This window comes from Sphingomonas faeni, assembly GCF_024273235.1.
In the GTDB taxonomy this organism is placed as follows: Bacteria; Pseudomonadota; Alphaproteobacteria; order Sphingomonadales; family Sphingomonadaceae; genus Sphingomonas; species Sphingomonas faeni_A.
In genome coordinates, this window is the sequence record NZ_JANBVH010000016.1 from 31,859 (window position 1) to 50,250 (window position 18,392).

Annotated in this window: 18 protein-coding genes; 12 read left to right on the forward strand and 6 right to left on the reverse strand. The window is 66.8% G+C overall.

Translation table 11 applies throughout. The features are described 5' to 3' along the window. Window positions 1-19: 19 nt before the first annotated feature. Entirely contained in the window at window positions 20-1,282 is a 1,263-nt protein-coding gene (hemA, locus tag NLI89_RS10490; protein WP_254687069.1) for a 5-aminolevulinate synthase, read from the reverse strand. A 136-nt stretch (window positions 1,283-1,418) separates the two neighbouring features. Further along, window positions 1,419-2,207, reverse strand: a complete 789-nt coding sequence (gene murI / locus NLI89_RS10495) for a glutamate racemase (RefSeq protein ID WP_254687012.1) — start codon at window positions 2,205-2,207, stop codon at window positions 1,419-1,421. Window positions 2,208-2,477: 270 nt separating this feature from the next. Between murI and plsY the strand changes: the two genes are divergently transcribed. Together plsY and dprA are read left to right on the forward strand one after the other, a co-directional pair. After that, on the forward strand, window positions 2,478-3,095 hold the full coding sequence (gene plsY, locus NLI89_RS10500; RefSeq protein WP_254687013.1) for a glycerol-3-phosphate 1-O-acyltransferase PlsY: 618 nt from the start codon (window positions 2,478-2,480) through the stop codon (window positions 3,093-3,095). Further along, window positions 3,088-4,179: a DNA-processing protein DprA gene (dprA, locus tag NLI89_RS10505; protein ID WP_254687014.1), complete on the forward strand. Its 1,092-nt coding sequence runs from the start codon at window positions 3,088-3,090 to the stop codon at window positions 4,177-4,179. The genes plsY and dprA overlap by 8 nt, the downstream gene beginning before the upstream one ends. Window positions 4,180-4,206: 27 nt before the next feature. On the opposite strand, the gene NLI89_RS10510 is transcribed toward dprA, so the two are convergent. Beyond that, complete coding sequence (locus NLI89_RS10510) at window positions 4,207-4,473, reverse strand: hypothetical protein (protein WP_254687015.1); 267 nt, start codon at window positions 4,471-4,473, stop codon at window positions 4,207-4,209. A 442-nt stretch (window positions 4,474-4,915) separates the two neighbouring features. Here NLI89_RS10510 and topA point away from each other — a divergent pair, with 442 nt between their 5' ends. Further along, window positions 4,916-7,519: a type I DNA topoisomerase gene (topA, locus tag NLI89_RS10515; RefSeq protein WP_254687016.1), complete on the forward strand. Its 2,604-nt coding sequence runs from the start codon at window positions 4,916-4,918 to the stop codon at window positions 7,517-7,519. 145 nt (window positions 7,520-7,664) lie between these two features. Here the strand turns inward: topA and NLI89_RS10520 are convergent, their stop codons facing one another. After that, window positions 7,665-7,961 carry a hypothetical protein gene (locus tag NLI89_RS10520; RefSeq protein WP_254687017.1) on the reverse strand — a complete coding sequence of 99 codons (297 nt, stop codon included), beginning with the start codon at window positions 7,959-7,961 and terminating at the stop codon, window positions 7,665-7,667. Between the two features lie 77 nt (window positions 7,962-8,038). Then, window positions 8,039-8,878 carry a pantoate--beta-alanine ligase gene (panC, locus tag NLI89_RS10525; protein ID WP_254687018.1) on the reverse strand — a complete coding sequence of 280 codons (840 nt, stop codon included), beginning with the start codon at window positions 8,876-8,878 and terminating at the stop codon, window positions 8,039-8,041. 81 nt (window positions 8,879-8,959) lie between these two features. Between panC and NLI89_RS10530 the strand changes: the two genes are divergently transcribed. The 8 genes from NLI89_RS10530 to NLI89_RS10565 all read left to right on the forward strand — a co-directional run bounded on the left by NLI89_RS10530 (window position 8,960) and on the right by NLI89_RS10565 (window position 16,339). Next, window positions 8,960-9,796, forward strand: coding sequence for a division plane positioning ATPase MipZ (locus NLI89_RS10530; RefSeq protein ID WP_254687070.1), 837 nt, complete (start codon window positions 8,960-8,962; stop codon window positions 9,794-9,796). Next, the gene (locus NLI89_RS10535; protein ID WP_254687019.1) at window positions 9,783-10,061 is read left to right on the forward strand and encodes a DnaJ domain-containing protein; all 279 of its coding nucleotides are present in this window, start codon (window positions 9,783-9,785) and stop codon (window positions 10,059-10,061) included. The genes NLI89_RS10530 and NLI89_RS10535 overlap by 14 nt, the downstream gene beginning before the upstream one ends. A 111-nt stretch (window positions 10,062-10,172) precedes the next feature. Next, a complete protein-coding gene (pgmG, locus tag NLI89_RS10540) occupies window positions 10,173-11,552 on the forward strand; it encodes a phosphoglucomutase/phosphomannomutase PgmG (protein ID WP_254687020.1) in 1,380 nt (459 codons plus the stop codon). 347 nt (window positions 11,553-11,899) lie between these two features. Continuing rightward, window positions 11,900-12,349, forward strand: a complete 450-nt coding sequence (locus tag NLI89_RS10545) for a PH domain-containing protein (protein ID WP_254687021.1) — start codon at window positions 11,900-11,902, stop codon at window positions 12,347-12,349. A 27-nt stretch (window positions 12,350-12,376) separates the two neighbouring features. Continuing rightward, the gene (locus tag NLI89_RS10550; RefSeq protein WP_254687022.1) at window positions 12,377-13,156 is read left to right on the forward strand and encodes an exonuclease domain-containing protein; all 780 of its coding nucleotides are present in this window, start codon (window positions 12,377-12,379) and stop codon (window positions 13,154-13,156) included. A gap of 209 nt (window positions 13,157-13,365) precedes the next feature. After that, on the forward strand, window positions 13,366-14,874 hold the full coding sequence (locus NLI89_RS10555; protein WP_254687023.1) for a sensor histidine kinase: 1,509 nt from the start codon (window positions 13,366-13,368) through the stop codon (window positions 14,872-14,874). Beyond that, the gene (locus tag NLI89_RS10560; RefSeq protein ID WP_254687024.1) at window positions 14,871-15,311 is read left to right on the forward strand and encodes a response regulator; all 441 of its coding nucleotides are present in this window, start codon (window positions 14,871-14,873) and stop codon (window positions 15,309-15,311) included. Before NLI89_RS10555 ends, NLI89_RS10560 begins: the two co-directional genes overlap by 4 nt. Next, on the forward strand, window positions 15,308-16,339 hold the full coding sequence (locus tag NLI89_RS10565) for a sensor histidine kinase (RefSeq protein ID WP_254687025.1): 1,032 nt from the start codon (window positions 15,308-15,310) through the stop codon (window positions 16,337-16,339). Before NLI89_RS10560 ends, NLI89_RS10565 begins: the two co-directional genes overlap by 4 nt. A gap of 133 nt (window positions 16,340-16,472) precedes the next feature. On the opposite strand, the gene NLI89_RS10570 is transcribed toward NLI89_RS10565, so the two are convergent. Further along, window positions 16,473-16,964 (reverse strand): TetR/AcrR family transcriptional regulator, encoded by a 492-nt coding sequence (locus NLI89_RS10570; RefSeq protein WP_254687026.1) that lies wholly within the window; start codon window positions 16,962-16,964, stop codon window positions 16,473-16,475. A 212-nt stretch (window positions 16,965-17,176) separates the two neighbouring features. On the opposite strand from NLI89_RS10570, the gene NLI89_RS10575 reads away from it, so the two are divergent. Further along, window positions 17,177-18,391 carry an efflux RND transporter periplasmic adaptor subunit gene (locus NLI89_RS10575; RefSeq protein WP_254687027.1) on the forward strand — a complete coding sequence of 405 codons (1,215 nt, stop codon included), beginning with the start codon at window positions 17,177-17,179 and terminating at the stop codon, window positions 18,389-18,391. Window position 18,392: the final 1 nt, after the last annotated feature.

Below are 18,392 nucleotides of genomic sequence, written 5' to 3' on the forward strand. Positions count from 1 at the left end.
CTGTCGCGCGCGCCTGACCTCAGGCGGCCTTGCGCAAATCCAGCCGGCTCCAGATCTCTACCAGCGCATCGGTCAGTTCGCGCATCATCGCCTCGGTATGCGCAGGGCCCGGCGTGAACCGCAGCCGCTCGGTGCCGCGCGGCACGGTCGGGTAATTGATCGGCTGCACGTACACACCGTATTCGGCGAGCAGCACGTCGCTGATCTTCTTCGCCTTCACCGGATCGCCGACCATCAGCGGCACGATATGCGTATCGCCGATCATCACCGGCAGCCCGGCGTCCTTCAGCATCGCCTTGAGCATCGCCGCCGACGCCTGCTGCCCCTCGCGCTCGACGCTCGAGCTTTTCAGATGCCGCACGCTCGCCAGCACGCCCGCGACCAGCACCGGCGACAGCGAGGTCGTGAAGATGAATCCCGGCGCATAGCTGCGGATCACGTCGACGATCGTGCGATCGGCAGCGATATAGCCCCCCATCACGCCGAACGCCTTGCCGAGCGTCCCCTCGAGGATCGTGATCCGGTGCGCGACCTCGTCTCGCTCCGAGATGCCGCCGCCACGCGCGCCGTACATCCCGACCGCATGGACTTCGTCGCAATAGGTCAGTGCGTTGTACCGGTCGGCGAGATCGCACACCGCGGAGATCGGCGCGATGTCGCCCTCCATCGAATACACGCTCTCGAACGCGATCAGCTTCGGCGCGGCAGGATCCTCCGCGGCCAGCAACTCTTCGAGGTGCGCGAGGTCGTTGTGGCGGAATACCCGCTTCTCGCAGCCCGAATTGCGAATCCCCGCGATCATCGACGCGTGGTTCAGCTCGTCCGAAAAGATGATGCAGCCCGGCAGCACCTTCGCCAAGGTCGCCAGAGTCGCCTCGTTCGAGACATAGCCGCTGGTGAACAGCAGAGCCGCTTCCTTGCCGTGCAGATCGGCGAGTTCGCCCTCAAGGTCGACATGGTAATGCGTGTTGCCGCCGATGTTGCGCGTGCCGCCGGACCCTGCGCCGACGTCGTGCAGCGCTTCCTCCATCGCCGCGATCACCTTCGGATGTTGCCCCATTGCGAGGTAATCGTTCGAGCACCAGACCGTGATCGGCTTCGGCCCGTTATGCCCCGCGAAACAGCGCGCGTTGGGGAACGCACCCTTGTTGCGGAGGATGTCGATGAACACGCGGTAACGCCCTTCGGCATGCAACCGGTCGATCGCCTGCGTGAACACGCGCGAATAATCGACTCGCGGACCACTAATGCCGTCCGTTGCCGTTTTGCCGTCGATAATCATGGCCTTGGGCACTACGCCTCACTTTCACTCAGTTCCAGCGTAATACCGCTCTTACGGTGATCGCTTTCCTCGTCCTGGCAGCACATTGCCACGATGCGCCCGCGAAGCAAGGTGCCACATTGTCCCAGGTTAACGCCTAAAGCTGCTCGATCCGCGCGAATCCTCGCGCCGCCAACGCGCGTCCCAGCGCGCATTCGTCGTCGCCCAACCGGGTGAAGACGGAGATTCCCTCGCCCGCGCCCGACCAGGATTCGCCCTGCATCAGGTGAACGATCCGCCGCGCGATCCCGGGGCCGCCGTCGACGAACCGCACGCCGGGCGCCGCCGTCGCCAGTTCCGCTTCGACCAGCGGAAAATGCGTGCAGGCGTTGACGATCACGTCGATACGCTCGCCGCCGGTTTGGGAGAACAGCCCGTCGAGCACCGCCGTATAGCGCTCCGGCGAAACCGCCCGCCCATGCAGCTTGGCCTCCGCCATCTCGACCAACGCCGCCGAACCGTAGCGCAGCACCGTGCAATCGCCCGCAAACTTCGCGGCGAGATCATCGACATAGGCCTGCCGCACGGTCGCCTCGGTCCCCAACACGCCGATCGTACGCGTCTTCGACAGCAGCGCGGCAGGCTTGATCGCCGGCACCGTCCCGACCACCGGCAGGTCGAGCGCGGCGCGCACCACCGGTAGCGCGATCGTCGAGGCGGTATTGCACGCGATCACGATCAGCCGCGGCCGATACCGCTCCGCCAGCCGCCCCAGCAACACCGGCACCCGCGCCGCGATCTCCGCCTCGCTCTTTGTCCCATACGGAAACCCGGCCGAGTCGGCGGCGTAGACGAACGGCGCATCCGGAAGCGCCGCGCGCGCCGGACCGACGATCGACAGCCCGCCGACGCCGGAATCGAAGAACAGGATAGGGCGCGTGTCCATGTCCGGCCTTTAGGACGAACTGCCCCCCGTAAACCAGAGCGACATATCCCCCCTCCCTGGAAGGGAGGGGTCGGGGGTGGGTCGGTTTCCGCATGTTCAGACGGTCGCAGCACGAGCGGGCCTACCCACCCCCAGCCCCTCCCTTCCAGGGAGGGGAGCGCGTCGACCGTGGGTCCAAGCGCCCGCGTCTCATCAAACTGTCCCTTAAACTCACGCCATTTGCCGTCCGCCCCGCGTCGTTTATAAGCACCGCCAGAACGGGGGACATACTTGCAGACGGAAATTCTCTGGGTCGCGCCCACGCTATCGCTCGTGCTCAGCTATCTGCTCGGCTCGATCCCGTTCGGCGTCATCCTCACGCGGCTCGGCGGCGCGGGCGATCTGCGGACGATAGGCTCGGGGAACATCGGCGCGACCAACGTCCTGCGCACCGGGCGGAAGGGTCTCGCCGCCGCCACGTTGCTGCTCGACATGGCCAAGGGCGCGGTCGCCGTCCTGCTGGTCGCGCACCTGTTCCCCGGCAATGCGCTCCTGGCAGCCGCCGCTGCGTTCATCGGCCATTGCTACCCGATCTGGCTGAAGTTCAAGGGCGGCAAGGGCGTCGCCACCCTCATGGGCATCGTCGTCGCGCTCCATTGGCCGCTCGGGCTGGTCTATGCGGTCGTCTGGCTGGGCCTGCTCGCGGGGCTGCGCATCTCTTCGGTCGCGGGCATGGCCGCCGCACTCAGCGCGCCGTTCGCCGCCGCCTTGTTCGGCCGCTTCGACCTCGTCCTGCTGCTGCTCGCACTCGCGCTGATCGTCTTCTGGAAACACCGCGAGAACGTCGAGCGCCTGTTCTCCGGCACCGAACCGCGCATCGGCCGCTCAAAACGACCACCGGGTGACTGACCCGACGGTCTCACGTCTTCGGCTCATCCGCACGACCGGGATCGGACCGGTCACCTATCGCCAGCTCATCGCCCGCTTCGGCAGCGCGGACGCCGCGATCGACGCGCTCCCCATGCTCGCCCAACGCGGTGGCGGCCGCAGCCCCCGGATCGCCGACGCCGCGTTGGCCGAACGCGAGATCGCCGCCACCGCGAAGCTCGGCGCGCGCTATCTCTTCCTCGACGACCCGGACTATCCCCGCCTGCTCGCCGAGATCGAGACCGCACCCCCTGCGCTCATCCTCCGCGGCGACATCGCCCACGCCAGCCGCCCCTGCATCGCAATGGTCGGCGCACGCAACGCCTCCGCCGCCGCCTGCCGCTTCGCCCGCCAGCTCGCGCTGCAACTCGCCGAGGAAGGCACGACGGTCGTCTCAGGCCTCGCCCGCGGGATCGACACAGCGGCGCATATCGGCGCGCTCGGCGCAGGCTCCACCGGCGCCACGATCGGCGTCATCGCCAGCGGCATCGACATCGCCTACCCGCCCGACAACACCGCGCTCCAGGAACGCATCGCCACCGAAGGCCTCCTGCTAGCCGAACAGCCCCCCGGCACCGAGCCCAAGGCGCGCAACTTCCCCTCGCGCAACCGCATCATCGCCGGCCTCGCGATCGGCACCGTGGTGGTCGAAGCCGTCCCAAAGTCAGGCTCGCTGATCACCGCGCGCCTCGCCAACGAATCCGGCCGCGAAGTCATGGCCGTCCCCGGCAGCCCGCTCGATCCCCGCGCGCAAGGCTGCAATCTGCTGATCCGCGAAGGCGCCACGCTGGTGCAATCCGCCGCCGACATCCTCGAACAGATCCGCCCATTCGACCCGCGCTCCGTGCGCTCCCCGATCGACGCCTACGCCGCGTCGCCGCCCGAGGACGCAACCGACACCGACCGCCAGAGGATCGCCGACCTGCTCGGTCCCGTCCCCGTCGCGATCGACGAACTCATCCGCCAGTCGCATCTGAGCCCGTCGGTCGTCCACACGGTGTTGCTCGAACTCGAACTCGGCGGCCGGCTGGAGCGCCACGCCGGCGGCCGTGCGAGCATGCTCTAGTCCGGCGGAAATCGCTTCAGGTTCGCATCATCCGACAAAGTCCTGACCTGACTTCAACGCGCCACTACAAGCTTGGCGGTCGTCGGAGCGCGTATCCCCGTCTCCCCAGCCGGCTACCCAATCCTTGGCCTCATGCGAGGTTGCGATCGCCGCGAGCACAACATCCAGTTCGGTCTGATGCAAGGTGATCAAGCGGAGGATATGGGGCTCCGGCGCCGAATCGCGTAGGATCACGATCTGCTTCGCGAGGAACGAACACTTCCATTTCGCAACGGCGAGATCATGTCGGGTCACGCTAGATCATCCTTACCTGATTCCATGCCCTCGCCCGCACCTTCCGGCGGAAAAGCATGATGATACCGCCGCACCACGAGGCCCTGTCGAAAAGATGTTTCACGCATCGGAAGCCACGGAGCCGGATGAAAATTTCGATGGCAGTCCAACGGATCGGTCGATGAATTGGTTCGGTCGTCGGCCTCGATTGTAACGATCTTTGCAGCAATTCTAACCGAAGGCGGTCGGATGGGCTGTTTTACTGTCATCATGGCGACATCGATACTGAGCCAGCAGTGGCGGCATAATCCGGGAAATACCCCGCCCTCTGCCAGGCCCCTCTGGAAAACCCGCACCGACGGTCGCATCTGGCGTCGGTCGATCTTGAGCCCTCTCCGGGTTGACGGCACTACCCCGACGCCGCCACCCTCGTACGCGTACACGTAAGGACCCCGGTTTCCCCATGCAGCTTGTCATCGTCGAATCGCCCGCCAAGGCCAAAACCATCGAGAAGTATCTGGGCAGCGATTACCGCGTCCTGGCCAGCTACGGCCATGTCCGCGACCTGCCGCCGAAGGACGGCTCGGTCGATCCCGACGATGCGTTCGCGATGACGTGGGAGAATTACGCGGACAAGTCGAAGCAGCTGAAGGCGATCACCGATCTCGCCAAGCTCGCCGACCGCCTGATCCTCGCGACCGATCCGGATCGCGAGGGCGAGGCGATCTCGTGGCACGTCCGCGAGGTGCTGCGCGCGCGCAAAGCGCTGCCCAAGGAGGTCGAGCGGGTCACCTTCAACGCGATCACCAAGGCGACGGTGACCGAGGCGATGAAGAACCCGCGCGAGTTGGACGACGACCTGATCGACGCCTACCGCGCCCGCCGCGCGCTCGATTATCTGGTCGGCTTCACGCTCTCGCCGGTGCTGTGGCGCAAGCTGCCCGGTGCCAAGTCCGCCGGCCGCGTGCAGTCCGTGTCGCTTCGCCTGATCGTCCAGCGCGAGCGCGAGATCGACGTCTTCAAGCCCCAGGAATACTGGTCCGTCACGGCCGACATGGAGCATGACGGCACCGCGTTCACGTCGCGGCTGACGCAGTTCGAGGGCAACAAGCTCGACCGCCTCTCGATCGGCAACGAAGGCGATGCCCTGCGCGCCAAGCAGGCGGTGCTCGACGGCAATTTCTCGGTCCAGTCGGTCGAGACCAAGCCCGCCGGTCGCAACCCGCCGCCGCCGTTCACGACGTCGACCTTGCAGCAGGAAGCCTCGCGGAAACTCGGTTTCTCGGCGGATCACACGATGCGGATCGCGCAGGGCCTCTACGAGGACGGCGCGATCACCTACATGCGTACCGACGGCGTGCAGATGGATAGCAGCGCGATTTCGGCCGCGCGTCTGGCCGTCGCAAACCGCTTCGACGCGAGCTATGTCCCCGACAAGCCGCGCCAATACCAGTCGAAGGCGAAGAACGCACAGGAAGCGCATGAAGCGATCCGCCCGACCGACTTCGGCAAGGACAAGGCCGGCGGCGGCGATCATGCGCGCCTCTACGACCTGATCTTCAAGCGCGCGCTCGCCAGCCAGATGGCCTCCGCCCGCATGGAGCGCACGACGGTCGAGATGGCCGACGGCACCGGCCGCAACATCCTGCGCACCACCGGGCAGGTCGTGCTCTTCCCCGGCTACCTCGCGCTGTACGAGGAGGGATCGGATGATTCCGCCGACGAGGACGCGCGTCGCCTGCCGCGGATGCGCGAAGGCGATGCGCCGGCCAAGAAGAAGGTCGACGCCGAGCAGCACTTCACCCAGCCGCCGCCGCGCTTTTCCGAGGCCTCGCTGGTCAAGCGGATGGAGGAACTCGGCATCGGCCGCCCCTCCACCTACGCGTCGATCATCAAGACGCTGAAGGACCGCGCGTACGTCCGGATCGAGAAGAACCGCTTCTTCGCCGAGGAATCCGGGCGGCTGGTGACAGCGTTCCTGGAACGCTTTTTCGAGAAGTATGTCGGCTACGACTATACCGCCGAGCTGGAGGAGGAACTCGACGACGTTTCCGGCGGCCGTGCGCAGTGGCAGTCGGTGCTCGACGCGTTCTGGCGCGATTTCAAGCCGCGCACCAACGAGGTGATGGAGCAGCAGCCCTCGGCGATCACCGCCGAGCTCGACACCTTCCTCGCGCCGTACCTGTTCCCGGCCAAGGCGGACGGTGGCGATCCGCGGCTGTGCCCGAACTGCGGTGAGGGACAGCTCGCGCTGCGTGGCGGCAAGTTTGGCGCGTTCATTGCCTGCTCGAACTATCCCGAGTGCAAATACACGCGCCGCTTCGCACAGCCCGGCGGCGACGCCGAGGCGGATGCCGGCCCGTCGACGCTCGGCACGCACCCTGACACCGGCCAGCCGATCGAGCGCAAATCGGGACGCTTCGGCCCGTATCTGCAGATCGGCGAAGGCGAAGACCGCAAGATGGCGTCCATCCCGAAGGATATCGGTGAGCTCAATCTGGAGTGGGCGGTCAAACTTCTGTCGCTCCCGCGGACGGTGGGCAATCATCCCGAAACCGGCGAACCGATCATCGCCACGATCGGCAAGTTCGGGCCGTATCTGAAGCACGCAGGCAAATACGCGCGACTCCAGACGACCGCGGACGTGTTCGAAACGGGCATGAACGCGGCGGTCGTGAAGCTCGCCGAAGCGGCAGCCGGCGGCGGACGGACCGCGCGGGGCGCGCAGGCGCCGCTCAAGGTGCTGGGCAACCACCCGCGCACCGAGGCCGAGATCAAGCTGATGGAGGGGCGCTATGGCCCGTACGTCACCGACGGCACGACCAATGCGACGCTGCCCAAGTCGATCGAGAAGGACCAGCTGACACTCGAGGAAGCGGCGTCGCTGATCGACGCGCGCGCTGCGGCGGCGCCGGCGACGAAGAAGAAGAAGGCGCCCGCCAAGAAGCCGGCGGCGAAGAAGGCTCCTGCGAAGGACGCGGCCGAGGCGAAGGCTCCTGCCAAGAAGGCTGCGGCTAAAAAGGCCCCCGCCAAGAAAGCCGCCCCGAAAAAGAAGGCCGAAGCCTGAACGCTCGATCCTCCCCCGCCAGGGGGAGGTGGCGCCTTTAGGCGACGGAGGGGGAGGACACGGAACAGAGGTCGTCGCTTACCTCCCCCTCCGTCTGGCAAGTGCCAGCCACCTCCCCCTCGCGGGGGAGGATCGAGAGGCTAGCTCAAGCAGCCCGCCGCTGCGTCAGCTGCATCCAGTCCCGCGCGGCGCGCTGCGCCACCGAGATTTCCCGTGCGGTCATGTCCTCGGCGATTTCCGCGCGGCACTCCTGCGCGGCGATGTTCCCCGACACCGCCGCCAGGTTGAACCATTTATGCGCTTCGATCAGGTCGAGCACGACGCCCGACGTTCCCGTCGAATACACCATCCCGAGTTCGTAACACGCCCGGTCGTCGCCGCGTGCGGCATCCGCCAGACGGCGTTCGATCGTAAAATTCGCGCTCTTGAGATTGCTACGCATGGTTTGCCCCCAATATTCGTGAGGACAGACTGCGGCGATTCCTGCTACGAAATGGTTAATGGGTTAACGTCTGCTTTTTACAACTCTATCGCGATGTTATCGATCAGCCGCGTCGCGCCCATCCGCGCCGCCGCCAGCAACCGCCGCGGGCGATCCGCCGCCGGGTTCTCCGCCAGCGTCTCGGCATCCGCCAACGCGACATAGTCGATCGTGAACCCCGCTCCGATCAAGGTCGTCCGCGCGTCGTACAGCACCGAGTCGACGTCCTCGCCCTTCGCGATCGCCCGCGCGGCGACGCCCAGCGCGCGCGGCAGCGCCACCGCCTGCTTGCGCTGCTCGTCGTCGAGATAGATGTTGCGCGACGACATCGCCAAGCCGTCGTCGTCGCGCTGCGTCGGCACCCCGACGATATCGATCGCGAAGTCGAGATCGGCAACGAACCGCCGGACGACGGCGAGTTGCTGGTAATCCTTCTCGCCGAAATAGGCCGCATCGGGCCCGACCTGATTGAAAAGCTTCGACACGACCGTCGCGACGCCGTCGAAATGGCCGGGCCGCGAGGCGCCATCGAAGCCATCGCTCACGCCTGAGACGCGGACCGTCGTCGCGAAACCGTCGGGATACATCGTCTCGACCGACGGCAGCCAGAGCAGGTCGCACCCGGCTTCGTTGAGCATCCGGACATCCGCCATCTCGCGCCGCGGATAGCGCGACAGATCCTCGTTCGGGCCGAACTGCGTCGGATTGACGAAGATCGACGCGACGACTTTCGTCCCCGGCCGCTTCGCCGCCTCGATCAGCGCGACATGGCCGGCGTGGAGCGCGCCCATCGTCGGGACGAGCGCGACGCGCTGCCCCGCCGCACGAAAGGCGGCGACGCTTTCGCGCAACGCATTAAGGTCCCGGACGGTGTCCACGTGAAACTCCTACTCGATAAGTGCGGTCGCGGCTTCTATGAAGGGTGACAGTCTCGATCAATAAGGAAACGCGCGTTGGCCATGGGCCCTGACTCACCCCTAGCTTCGCCGCACGTTGCCCCGTCGGTATCGACGCACGTCATCGTGTTCGCCAACGAGAAGGGCGGCACGGGCAAGTCGACGACTGCGGTCCACGTCGCGATCGCGCTCGCCGCGAAGGGTGCGCGCGTCGCGTGTCTCGATCTGGACCACCGCCAGCGCACCGTCGGCCGCTATCTCGACAACCGCGCCGAGACGATGAAGCGCAACGGCTCGGTGCTGCCGATGCCGCGCCACGCGACGCTGTCGGAGCAGAGCGAGGATCAGTTCGAGGACCTGTGGCATTCGCTGTGCGCGGGGTCGGACTTCCTGGTCGTCGACACGCCCGGCCGCGACGATCCGTTCGCGCGCACGGCGGCGGCGCTGGCGAACACGCTGGTCACGCCGATGAACGACAGCTTCGTCGACTTCGACCTGATCGGCCAGGTCGATCCGGAGACGTATCAGGTGACTCGCCCGAGCTTTTATTCCGAACTGATCTGGGACGCGCGGAAACAGCGCGCGCGCGCCGACGGCACGACGATCGACTGGGTCGTGCTGCGCAACCGCCTCCAGCATATCGAGGCGCGCAACATGCGCCGCGTGTCGGACGCGCTCGCGCAACTCGCCAAACGCGTCGGCTTCCGGATCATCCCGGGCCTCGGCGAGCGCGTGATCTACCGCGAGATGTTCCCCGCCGGCTTGACGATGATCGATTCGAAGGCGTTCGGCAGCATGGGCCTCGCGCATGTCGCCGCGCGCCAGGAACTCCGCGAGATGATGGCGGCGTTGCAACTGCCCGAGGTGCTCGCCGAGCGCGCACCGGATGTGGCTGCGTGAGCACGGTGGCGTGAAGTGGATCGTCGCGGCGCTCTTCATCTGGCTGGCATGGCATTACCTCCGGCCGAAGCCGAAACAGCGCGTCGTAACCGATGAAGCGGAAGCGCGCTCGATCCTCGGCATCGACAGCGGCGCGGACGCCGAGGCGATCCGCAGCGCGCACCGCCGCTTGATCGCGTCGGTCCACCCCGACCGCGGTGGCTCCACCGACCTGACCCGCCGGGTAAACGCCGCGCGCGACCTGCTGCTGAAACGCGCGCGCTAAACCGTTCTCCTGCGAACGCAGGAGCCCAGGGTTACTAACGCTGTCGCTCTTGGCTCCTGGGCCCCCGCTTTCGCGGGGGAACCGCAGTGAGACATAATCGTCGAGAGGCTCATGACGCACCAGTTCGACCCGACCTCGCTCCGCGAATACGACATCCGCGGGATCGTCGGCAAAGCGCTCGGCCCCGCCGACGCCGTCGCGATCGGCCGCGGCTTCGCCACCCGCATCCGCGCCGTCGGCGGAACGCGCGTGGCCGTGGGGTATGACGGCCGCACCTCCTCGCCGGACCTCGAAACCGCGCTCGTCGCCGGCCTTGTCGCCGGCGGCGTCGACGTCGTCCGCATCGGCCTCAGCACCTCGCCGATGCTCTATTACGCCGAGGCGACGCTAGAGGTGGATGGCGGCATCCAGGTAACCGGCAGCCACAATCCCCCCGAGTATAACGGCTTCAAGATGGTGCACGCGCACGCGCCATTTTTCGGCGACGACATCCAGGACCTGGCCGCTCTCGCCGCGTCGGGCGCCTGGAGCGAGGGCGCGGGCGAAGTCTTCACGGCCGACGTGCTCGACGCCTATGTCGAGCGGCTGATGGCGGGCTATGCGGGCGGTGCGTACCGGATCGGCTGGGATACCGGCAACGGCGCCGCCGGCCCGGTGATCGATAAGCTCGTTCAGTTGCTGCCGGGTGAGCATCATGTGATCTTCGCCGAAGTCGACGGCAATTTTCCCAACCATCATCCTGATCCTACCGAAGAGTCGAACCTCGCCGATCTGAAGAGCCTGGTCGCGGAGAAGAACCTCGATTTCGGACTGGCCTTCGACGGCGATGGCGACCGGATCGGGGCGATCGACGGTTCGGGCCGGGTGATCTGGGGGGACCAGATTCTCTCCATTTTGGTCGAACCTGCACTGCGCGAGCACCCCGGCGCGCCGATCGTCGCCGACGTGAAGTCCTCGCAGGCGCTGTTCGACCGAATCGCCGAGCTTGGCGGCGAGCCGGTGATGGCCCCGACCGGCCACAGCCTGATGAAGCAGGCGATGACTCGCACCGGTGCGCCCCTGGGCGGTGAACTGAGCGGGCATCTGTTCTTCGCGGGCGAATATTACGGGTTCGACGACGCGCAATACGCAGCGGTGCGACTGATCCGCGCGGTGCATCTGTCGGGGCGGTCGTTGACGGAATTGCGCGACGCGATGCCGGCGCTGGTGGCGACTCCCGACCTGCGATTTCCGGTCGAGGACACGCGGAAGTTCGCGGTGGTCGACGAGGTGATCGCGCGGCTTCGGTCGGAGGGCGCGGAGATGGACCTCACCGATGGCGCGCGGGTCACGACTACTGACGGGTGGTGGCTGCTGCGCGCGTCGAATACGCAGGCGATGCTGACGGTGCGCGCGGAGGCCAGGGATCAGGCGGCGCTCGAGGCGCTTTTGGCGGAGGTGGATGCGCAGCTCGCGGTGAGCGGTGTGACGCGCAACGGACAGCAAAAATAGATCACCATCCGACCCACCTGCACCACCCCGGCGAAGGCCGGGGCCCAAGTGGAAAGGTGGTAGCAACAGCACGCTGCCCTCCGTTAGCAACGTCCCCCAATTGGGCCCCGGCCTCCGCCGGGGTGGTGCGCATGGATGGGATGCTCGCCGAATTTGACGTCTGACGAGCGACGGACTCGCGCAAACCGCGCAACGCGAACCTGACCGTTCCCCCGCGAAGGCGGGGGTCCAGGACCACGAACGCCACCGCCTGAAACCCGGTTCTCCCGCCTTCGCGGGAGAACCGGGGCGATTGACACGCCACCACCCACGCCTACCGTCCCGCCACCACCCCAAGGAGTCCCCAAGTGGAGCGCCCAGTCGACGAATTCCGCTCCAGTACGCGCCGTTGGCTGCTCGGCAGCTTTGCCGGTTGGGGAACGCTGCTGACCTGCCTCGCCGGTGTCGGCTTCGTCATCATCGGCGTCCGCTGGCTCAAGAATCGCAGCGCCTCCTACGAGATCACCGACCAGCGATTGATCATCCGCCGCGGCATCCTGTTCAAGACGATCGACGAAATCGAGCTCTACCGGATCAAGTACGTCCGGCTCGGCTATTCGCTGCTCAACCAGATGACCGACATCGGCACCATCATCCTCACCTCCAGCGACCGCACGACGGCGGGCGGCGAGTTCATCCTCCGCGATATCCCGATGGCGCGCGACCGTCGCGAAGGCCTGCGCAAACTCGTCGACCGCGCGCGCCAGCGCCGCGGCGTCCGCGAACTCGACGTGGAAGACGCATACGCGCTGGATTAAGCGCGCTTTTGTCCCCACATGGCGGGCATGGCGCCCCCCTATCCCAAGCCCAAACCACAACCGCAGATAATCCGGGTCGTCGACCTGGAGACCACCGGCTCGGCCCCGCCCGCGCACGGCGTCTGCGAGATCGGCTGGCAGGACGTCGCGCTCGGCGAGGATGGCCGCTGGGAGATCTACGGCGAAGGCGGCAGCCTGCTGGTCAATCCCGGCCGGCTGATCCCGCCGATCACCCAGGCGATCCACCATATCCTCGACGAACATGTCGCCGACGCGCCGTATTGGCACGATTGCGCGCGCCAAGTGCTCGACCCCTGGCCTCGCCGACTCGCGCTGGCCGCGCACCGGGCGGATTTCGAACAGAAATTCTGCACCCCCGCGCTCACCCGCGACGCCGAGTGGATCTGCACCTGGAAATGCGCGCTCAGGCTCTGGCCCGACTCGCCGAGTTTCTCGAACCAGGTGCTGCGCTACTGGCGCAAGCCGCACGGCATGGAGCATGAGCGCGGCCTGCCCGCGCACCGCGCCTTCCCCGACGCCTATGTCACCGCGTTCCACCTGCGCGACATGCTCAACGAGGCGAGCTTCGCGCAGCTCGTCGAATGGTCGCGCGATCCGGGCCTCATCCCGCGCGTCCGCTACGGCCCCGATCGTGGCAAGGAATGGTCCGAGCTCGACCACGAGACGCTGATGGCGTTCATGACCGACCGCGATCCCGACATCCGCTTCACCGCCAACCACGAGATGGACCGGCGCAGCGGCGGCGGCAGGGTCGGCAAGGCGAGTGCGCAGGATTTGCTGCTGTAGTGCCATTTCGATCCTCCCCCGCCAGGGGGAGGTGGCGCCGAAGGCGTCGGAGGGGGCGGACACGGAACAGATGTTTCGTCCACCTCCCCCTCCGTCTGGCAAGCGCCAGCCACCTCCCCCTGGCGGGGGAGGATCAGGAAACCCCGGATTGCTCTGCGGCAAGCCAGTATCGCTGGTGTAACGATCGGCACTCCCTTACAGCGCGATCCATGGTCCGCGTACGCTTGAATTTGCCCTCGTCCGAAGGTCGGGTCGCGCGGTGGCTGGTCGCCTTCATGACGCTCGGCTTCGTCGCGCTGGCCGCCGCGGCGATCGCGATCGGCTGGATCACGGTCCGCAACCGGACCTACACCGCCGAGATCCTCCACACCCAGGATGTCCGCCAAGCGGTCGCCACGCTTCATAGCCAGATGGAGCAGTCGGAGACGGCACGGCGCGGCTATATCCTGACCGGGATGCCGCTGTTCTCCGCCGCTTACGCCCGGAGCGCAGGCAATCTCGCACCATCGATCGCCACGCTTCGTCGCCTCACCGCCGACAATCCGGCGCAGATCGCACGGCTCGACCTGATCGAGCCGCGCTTCGTCCGGTTGCGCGCGCTCAGGGCGCAGTCGATGGCGCTCGCCGCCAGCGGCCGGATAGCCGAGGCACAGCGCCGGTTCGCGGTCGATGCCAGCGTGCCGCTGATGCGCGGCATCCGCTACCGCCTCCAGGCGATGGCTGCCGACGAGGTCCGCCTGCTCGCGATCCGCAGCGCCCGCCAGCAACAGACCAGCGCACTGTTCCTCTCGGTCGCAGGGCTCGCTGCCGCGCTGCTGCTGGTGGTCGCGATCCTCGCGATCCTGGTGATCCGCCGCTACACCGCCGATCTCGCCACCTCGCGCGACAGCCTGCGCGATCTCAACGAGACGCTCGAGGAGCAGGTGACGGAGCGCACCGCCGATCTCAGCCGCGCGAACGAGGAAATTCAGCGCTTCGCCTATATCGTCAGCCATGACCTGCGCTCGCCGCTGGTCAACGTGATGGGCTTCACCGCCGAACTCTCCACCGCCGCCGGGCCGCTCGCCGAACTGGTCGACCGTGCCGAGGCCGAGGCGCCGCACATCCTGACCGAGGACGCCCGGCTGGCGGCGCGCGAGGACCTGCCCGAAGCGATCGGCTTCATCCGCACCTCGACGCAGAAGATGGACCGGCTGATCAACGCGATCCTCAAGCTGTCGCGCGAAGGCCGGCGGACGATCGCGCCCGAGCCTGTCGACCTCGCGCAGATGGTCGACACGATCATCGGATCGATCCAGCACGTCATTGACGATCGCGGCGCAGTCGTGCGCGTCGAGCGGCCGATCCCGGCGGTCGTCACGGATCGTCTCGCACTCGAACAGATCCTGTCGAACCTGATCGAGAACGCGACCAAGTATCTGAAGCCCGGCCGCCCCGGCGAGATCGTCGTGACCGGGCACAAGGAACGCAACCGCGTGATCCTGTCGGTGATCGACAATGGCCGCGGCATCGATCCGCGCGATCACCAGCGGGTGTTCGACCTGTTCCGCCGATCGGGCGCGCAGGACCAGCCCGGCGAAGGCATCGGACTCGCGCATGTCCGCGCACTCGCCTATCGTCTCGGCGGGACGATCGACGTGCAGTCGACGCTCGGCGACGGCGCCACCTTCCGCCTCAATCTTCCCACCGAATTGTCGATTCAGGATATCAAGGCATGAACCAGCACCAGACCGTCGGGATCGTCATGATCGAGGACGACGAGGGCCATGCCCGGCTGATCGAGAAGAACATCCGGCGCGCCGGTATCCTCAACGACATCAAGCACTTCACCGACGGCACCACCGCGCTGGATTTCCTGTTCAACGCGGTCGACGGCCCGGCCAAGAGCGGCCCGGCGATGATCCTGCTCGATCTCAACCTTCCGGATATGAGCGGCACCGACATCCTGGCGCGGATCAAGGCCGAGGGCAGCCCGCTCAAGCGCACGCCGGTCGTCGTGCTGACCACCACCGACGACAAGGTCGAGATCGAGCGCTGCTACGATCTCGGCTGCAACGTCTACATCACCAAGCCGGTGAACTATGAGAGCTTCGCGCAGGCGATCCGCCAGCTCGGGCTGTTCCTGTCGGTGATCCAGGTTCCAGACGCCGAGTGAGCGGGCCAAGCGTCCTCTACATCGACGACGACGCCGGTATCCGGCGGCTGGCGGCGCGTGCGCTCGAACGCCGCGGCTACCGCATGACCGTCGCCGAGACCGGCGCGGAGGGTGTGGTCAAGGCCGCCGCCGAGCGCTTCGACCTGATCGCGGTCGATCACTACATGCCCGGCATGGACGGCCTGGAGACGCTCGAAGCGCTCCGCCGCCTGCCCGATCATCCGCCGATCGTGTACGTGACCGGCTCAGAGGAAGGCCGCATCGCCGTCGCCGCGCTGAAGGCCGGCGCCGCCGATTACGTCGTGAAGACGGTCGGCGAGGATTTCTTCGACCTGCTCGCTGCCTCGTTCGAACAGGTCCGCGCCCGGTCGGTACTGGAACAGCAAAAGGCGTCCGCCGAGGCCGATCTCCGCGCCAGCAACGCGCGACTCGAGGCTTTGCTCGGCGAGGTCAACCACCGCGTCGCGAACTCGCTGCAACTCGTCTCGGCGATGGTCCGCCTCCAGGCGACCGCGCTGACCGATCCGTCCGCTCGCGAGGCGCTGGAGGATACGCAGCGCCGCATCCAGGCGATCGCGCAGGTCCACCGCCGGCTCTACACCAGCAACGACGTCGAGAGCGTCGACATGCAGGAATATCTCGGCGCGCTGGTCGACGAACTCGCCGAAACCTGGTCGACCGACGCCCTCCCGCGCGCGCTCAGCCTCGCCGCGGAGCCGATCCGCCTGCCGACCGACCGCGCGGTGTCGCTCGGCGTGATCGTCACCGAACTCGTCACCAACGCGTGCAAATACGCCTACCCCGCCGGCGGCGGCGAAGTCAGGGTCGCGCTGCGCCGAATCGACGACGACATCTTCCTGCTGGCGGTCGAAGACGATGGCTGCGGCATCCCCGAAGACGCGACGCCGCGCGGCACCGGCCTCGGCACGAAGCTGATCAAGGCGATGGCGCAAAGCCTTCAGACGATCGTCGAATACGACCCGGCCCACACCGGCGTCCGCGCCACCCTGCGCGCGGCCGTAAAATAGCCTCCTGATCCTTCCCCGCCAGGGGGAGGTGGCGCCGTAGGCGGCGGAGGGGGAGGCACACGCAACCGAGGTTTTCCCTTACCTCCCCCTCCGTCTGGCAAGCGCCAGCCACCTCCCCCTGGCGGGGGAGGAATCAGAGTGCGCGCACAGCGGCCAAAATCATTCGCCCCGTCAACCGCGCCGTCTCGTCCTCCGACAAACGAGGCCGCGACAAAGTACGGTGGCCAAGGCCGAACATGAAGGCGAGGATCAGTTCCTCCGCGCCTTCCAGGTCGTTGTCGGACAGGTCGGGGTTGGCGACACAGGCCAGGTCGCGGATCATGCTGCGGAACCCGCTGCACAGGTCGGCGATCGTATCGGCTACGTCGCTGTTGCGGTGCGCCTCCGCCATGATCTCGAACGACAGCGCCTCGTCGCCCTTCGACAAAGCCCGACGGGACAATTCGACAAAACCCTCCTCGATCGAAATCCCACCCGATTTCACCGAGTCGTTCATGCCCTCCATTTCGACCATCCTGGCCGCCGTATCCTCCATCACGATCGCCTGGATCACCGCATTCTTGCCGGTGAACAGACGATAGATCTGGCCGACCGACACCTCGGCCGCCTGGGCCAGTTCGGACATCGGCGTCTGGTGAAAGCCTTGAGTCGCAAACAGATGCCGAGCCGTGGCGATAATACGCTCCCGGCTGCACTTCTCATGTTGCACTGCACTCAAAACAGAATTCCCGATGCGTTTTTTGATTGACCCGCCGCTCGCACAATCCTAGCGGGCAGGCAAGCGGAATGAACGTTCATTCCGGTAAACCTATCTGCACGGACGTCGGGATGCTCAACATGCAGCGATTGAACCTCAAGGGATCGGCGGCGTTCGCCGCGCTCGCCCTGCTGTCGGCTTGTGGCAAGGAGCAGGCGCCCCCGCCGCCACCCACGCCCACGGTCGGCGTCGTCACCGTCGGCGAAGAGTCGGTGGTGCTTACCTCCGAGCTTCCCGGCCGTATTGCCGCGGTAGAGACCTCGGAAGTGCGTCCGCAGGTCAGCGGCGTCGTCCGCGATCGCCTGTTCACCGAGGGCGCCATGGTCAGCAAGGGCCAGGTTCTCTACGCGATCGAGGATGCGCCCTATCGTGCGTCGCTGGCCAGCGCACAGGGCCAGCTGGCCGCTGCCCAGTCGCAGATCAACGCGACCCGCCTCCAGGCCCAGCGCTATGGCCAGCTCGTCGCGCTGAACGCGGTCAGCAAGCAGGAAGCGGACAACGCCACGGCGTCCGCACAACAGGCTCGCGCCAATGTTGCAGCGCAGCAGGCAGCGGTCCAGTCGGCGCGCGTCAACCTCGGTTTCACGCGTATCAAGGCGCCGATCTCGGGCCGCATCGGGCGCTCGCTCGTGACCGTCGGCGCGCTGGTCCAGACCGGCCAGACCGACCCGCTCGCGACGATCCAGCGCACCAACACCGTCTATGTCGACGTCGTGCAGTCGGCGGCACAGCTGCTCGATCTGAAGCAGGCGATGGCGACCGGCGGCGTGACGCGCGGCGACGGCAGCGCGCGCGTCCAGCTGATCCTTCCGAACGGCACGATCTACCCGATCGAAGGTCGCCTCCAGTTCGCCGAAGTCACCGTCGACCAGACCACCGGCGCGGTGACGTTGCGTGCGACCTTCCCCAATCCCAACGGTCTGTTGCTACCGGGCATGTATGTCCGCGCCAAGCTGGTCGAGGGGACTCGCCGCCAGGCGATCATGGCGCCGACCGCGGGGATCACCCGCGATCCGCGCGGCGGTGCGACGGCGCTGGTCGTCAACGCGCAGAACAAGGTCGAACAGCGTAACGTCACCACCGATCGCGTGATCGGCGACAAGTGGATCGTCACCAGCGGCCTGAAGCCCGGCGACAAGCTGATCGTCGAGGGGCTGCTCAACCTGCGCCCCGGCTCGACCGTCAAGCCCGCTGCCCCGCAGCAGGTCGGCAAGCCAGCCGGGGGCGCCCCCGGTGGCGCCGCGGCGGGGGGAGATCCCGCAGCCGGCAACACCTCCGCGCAGGCCGGGAAGTAAC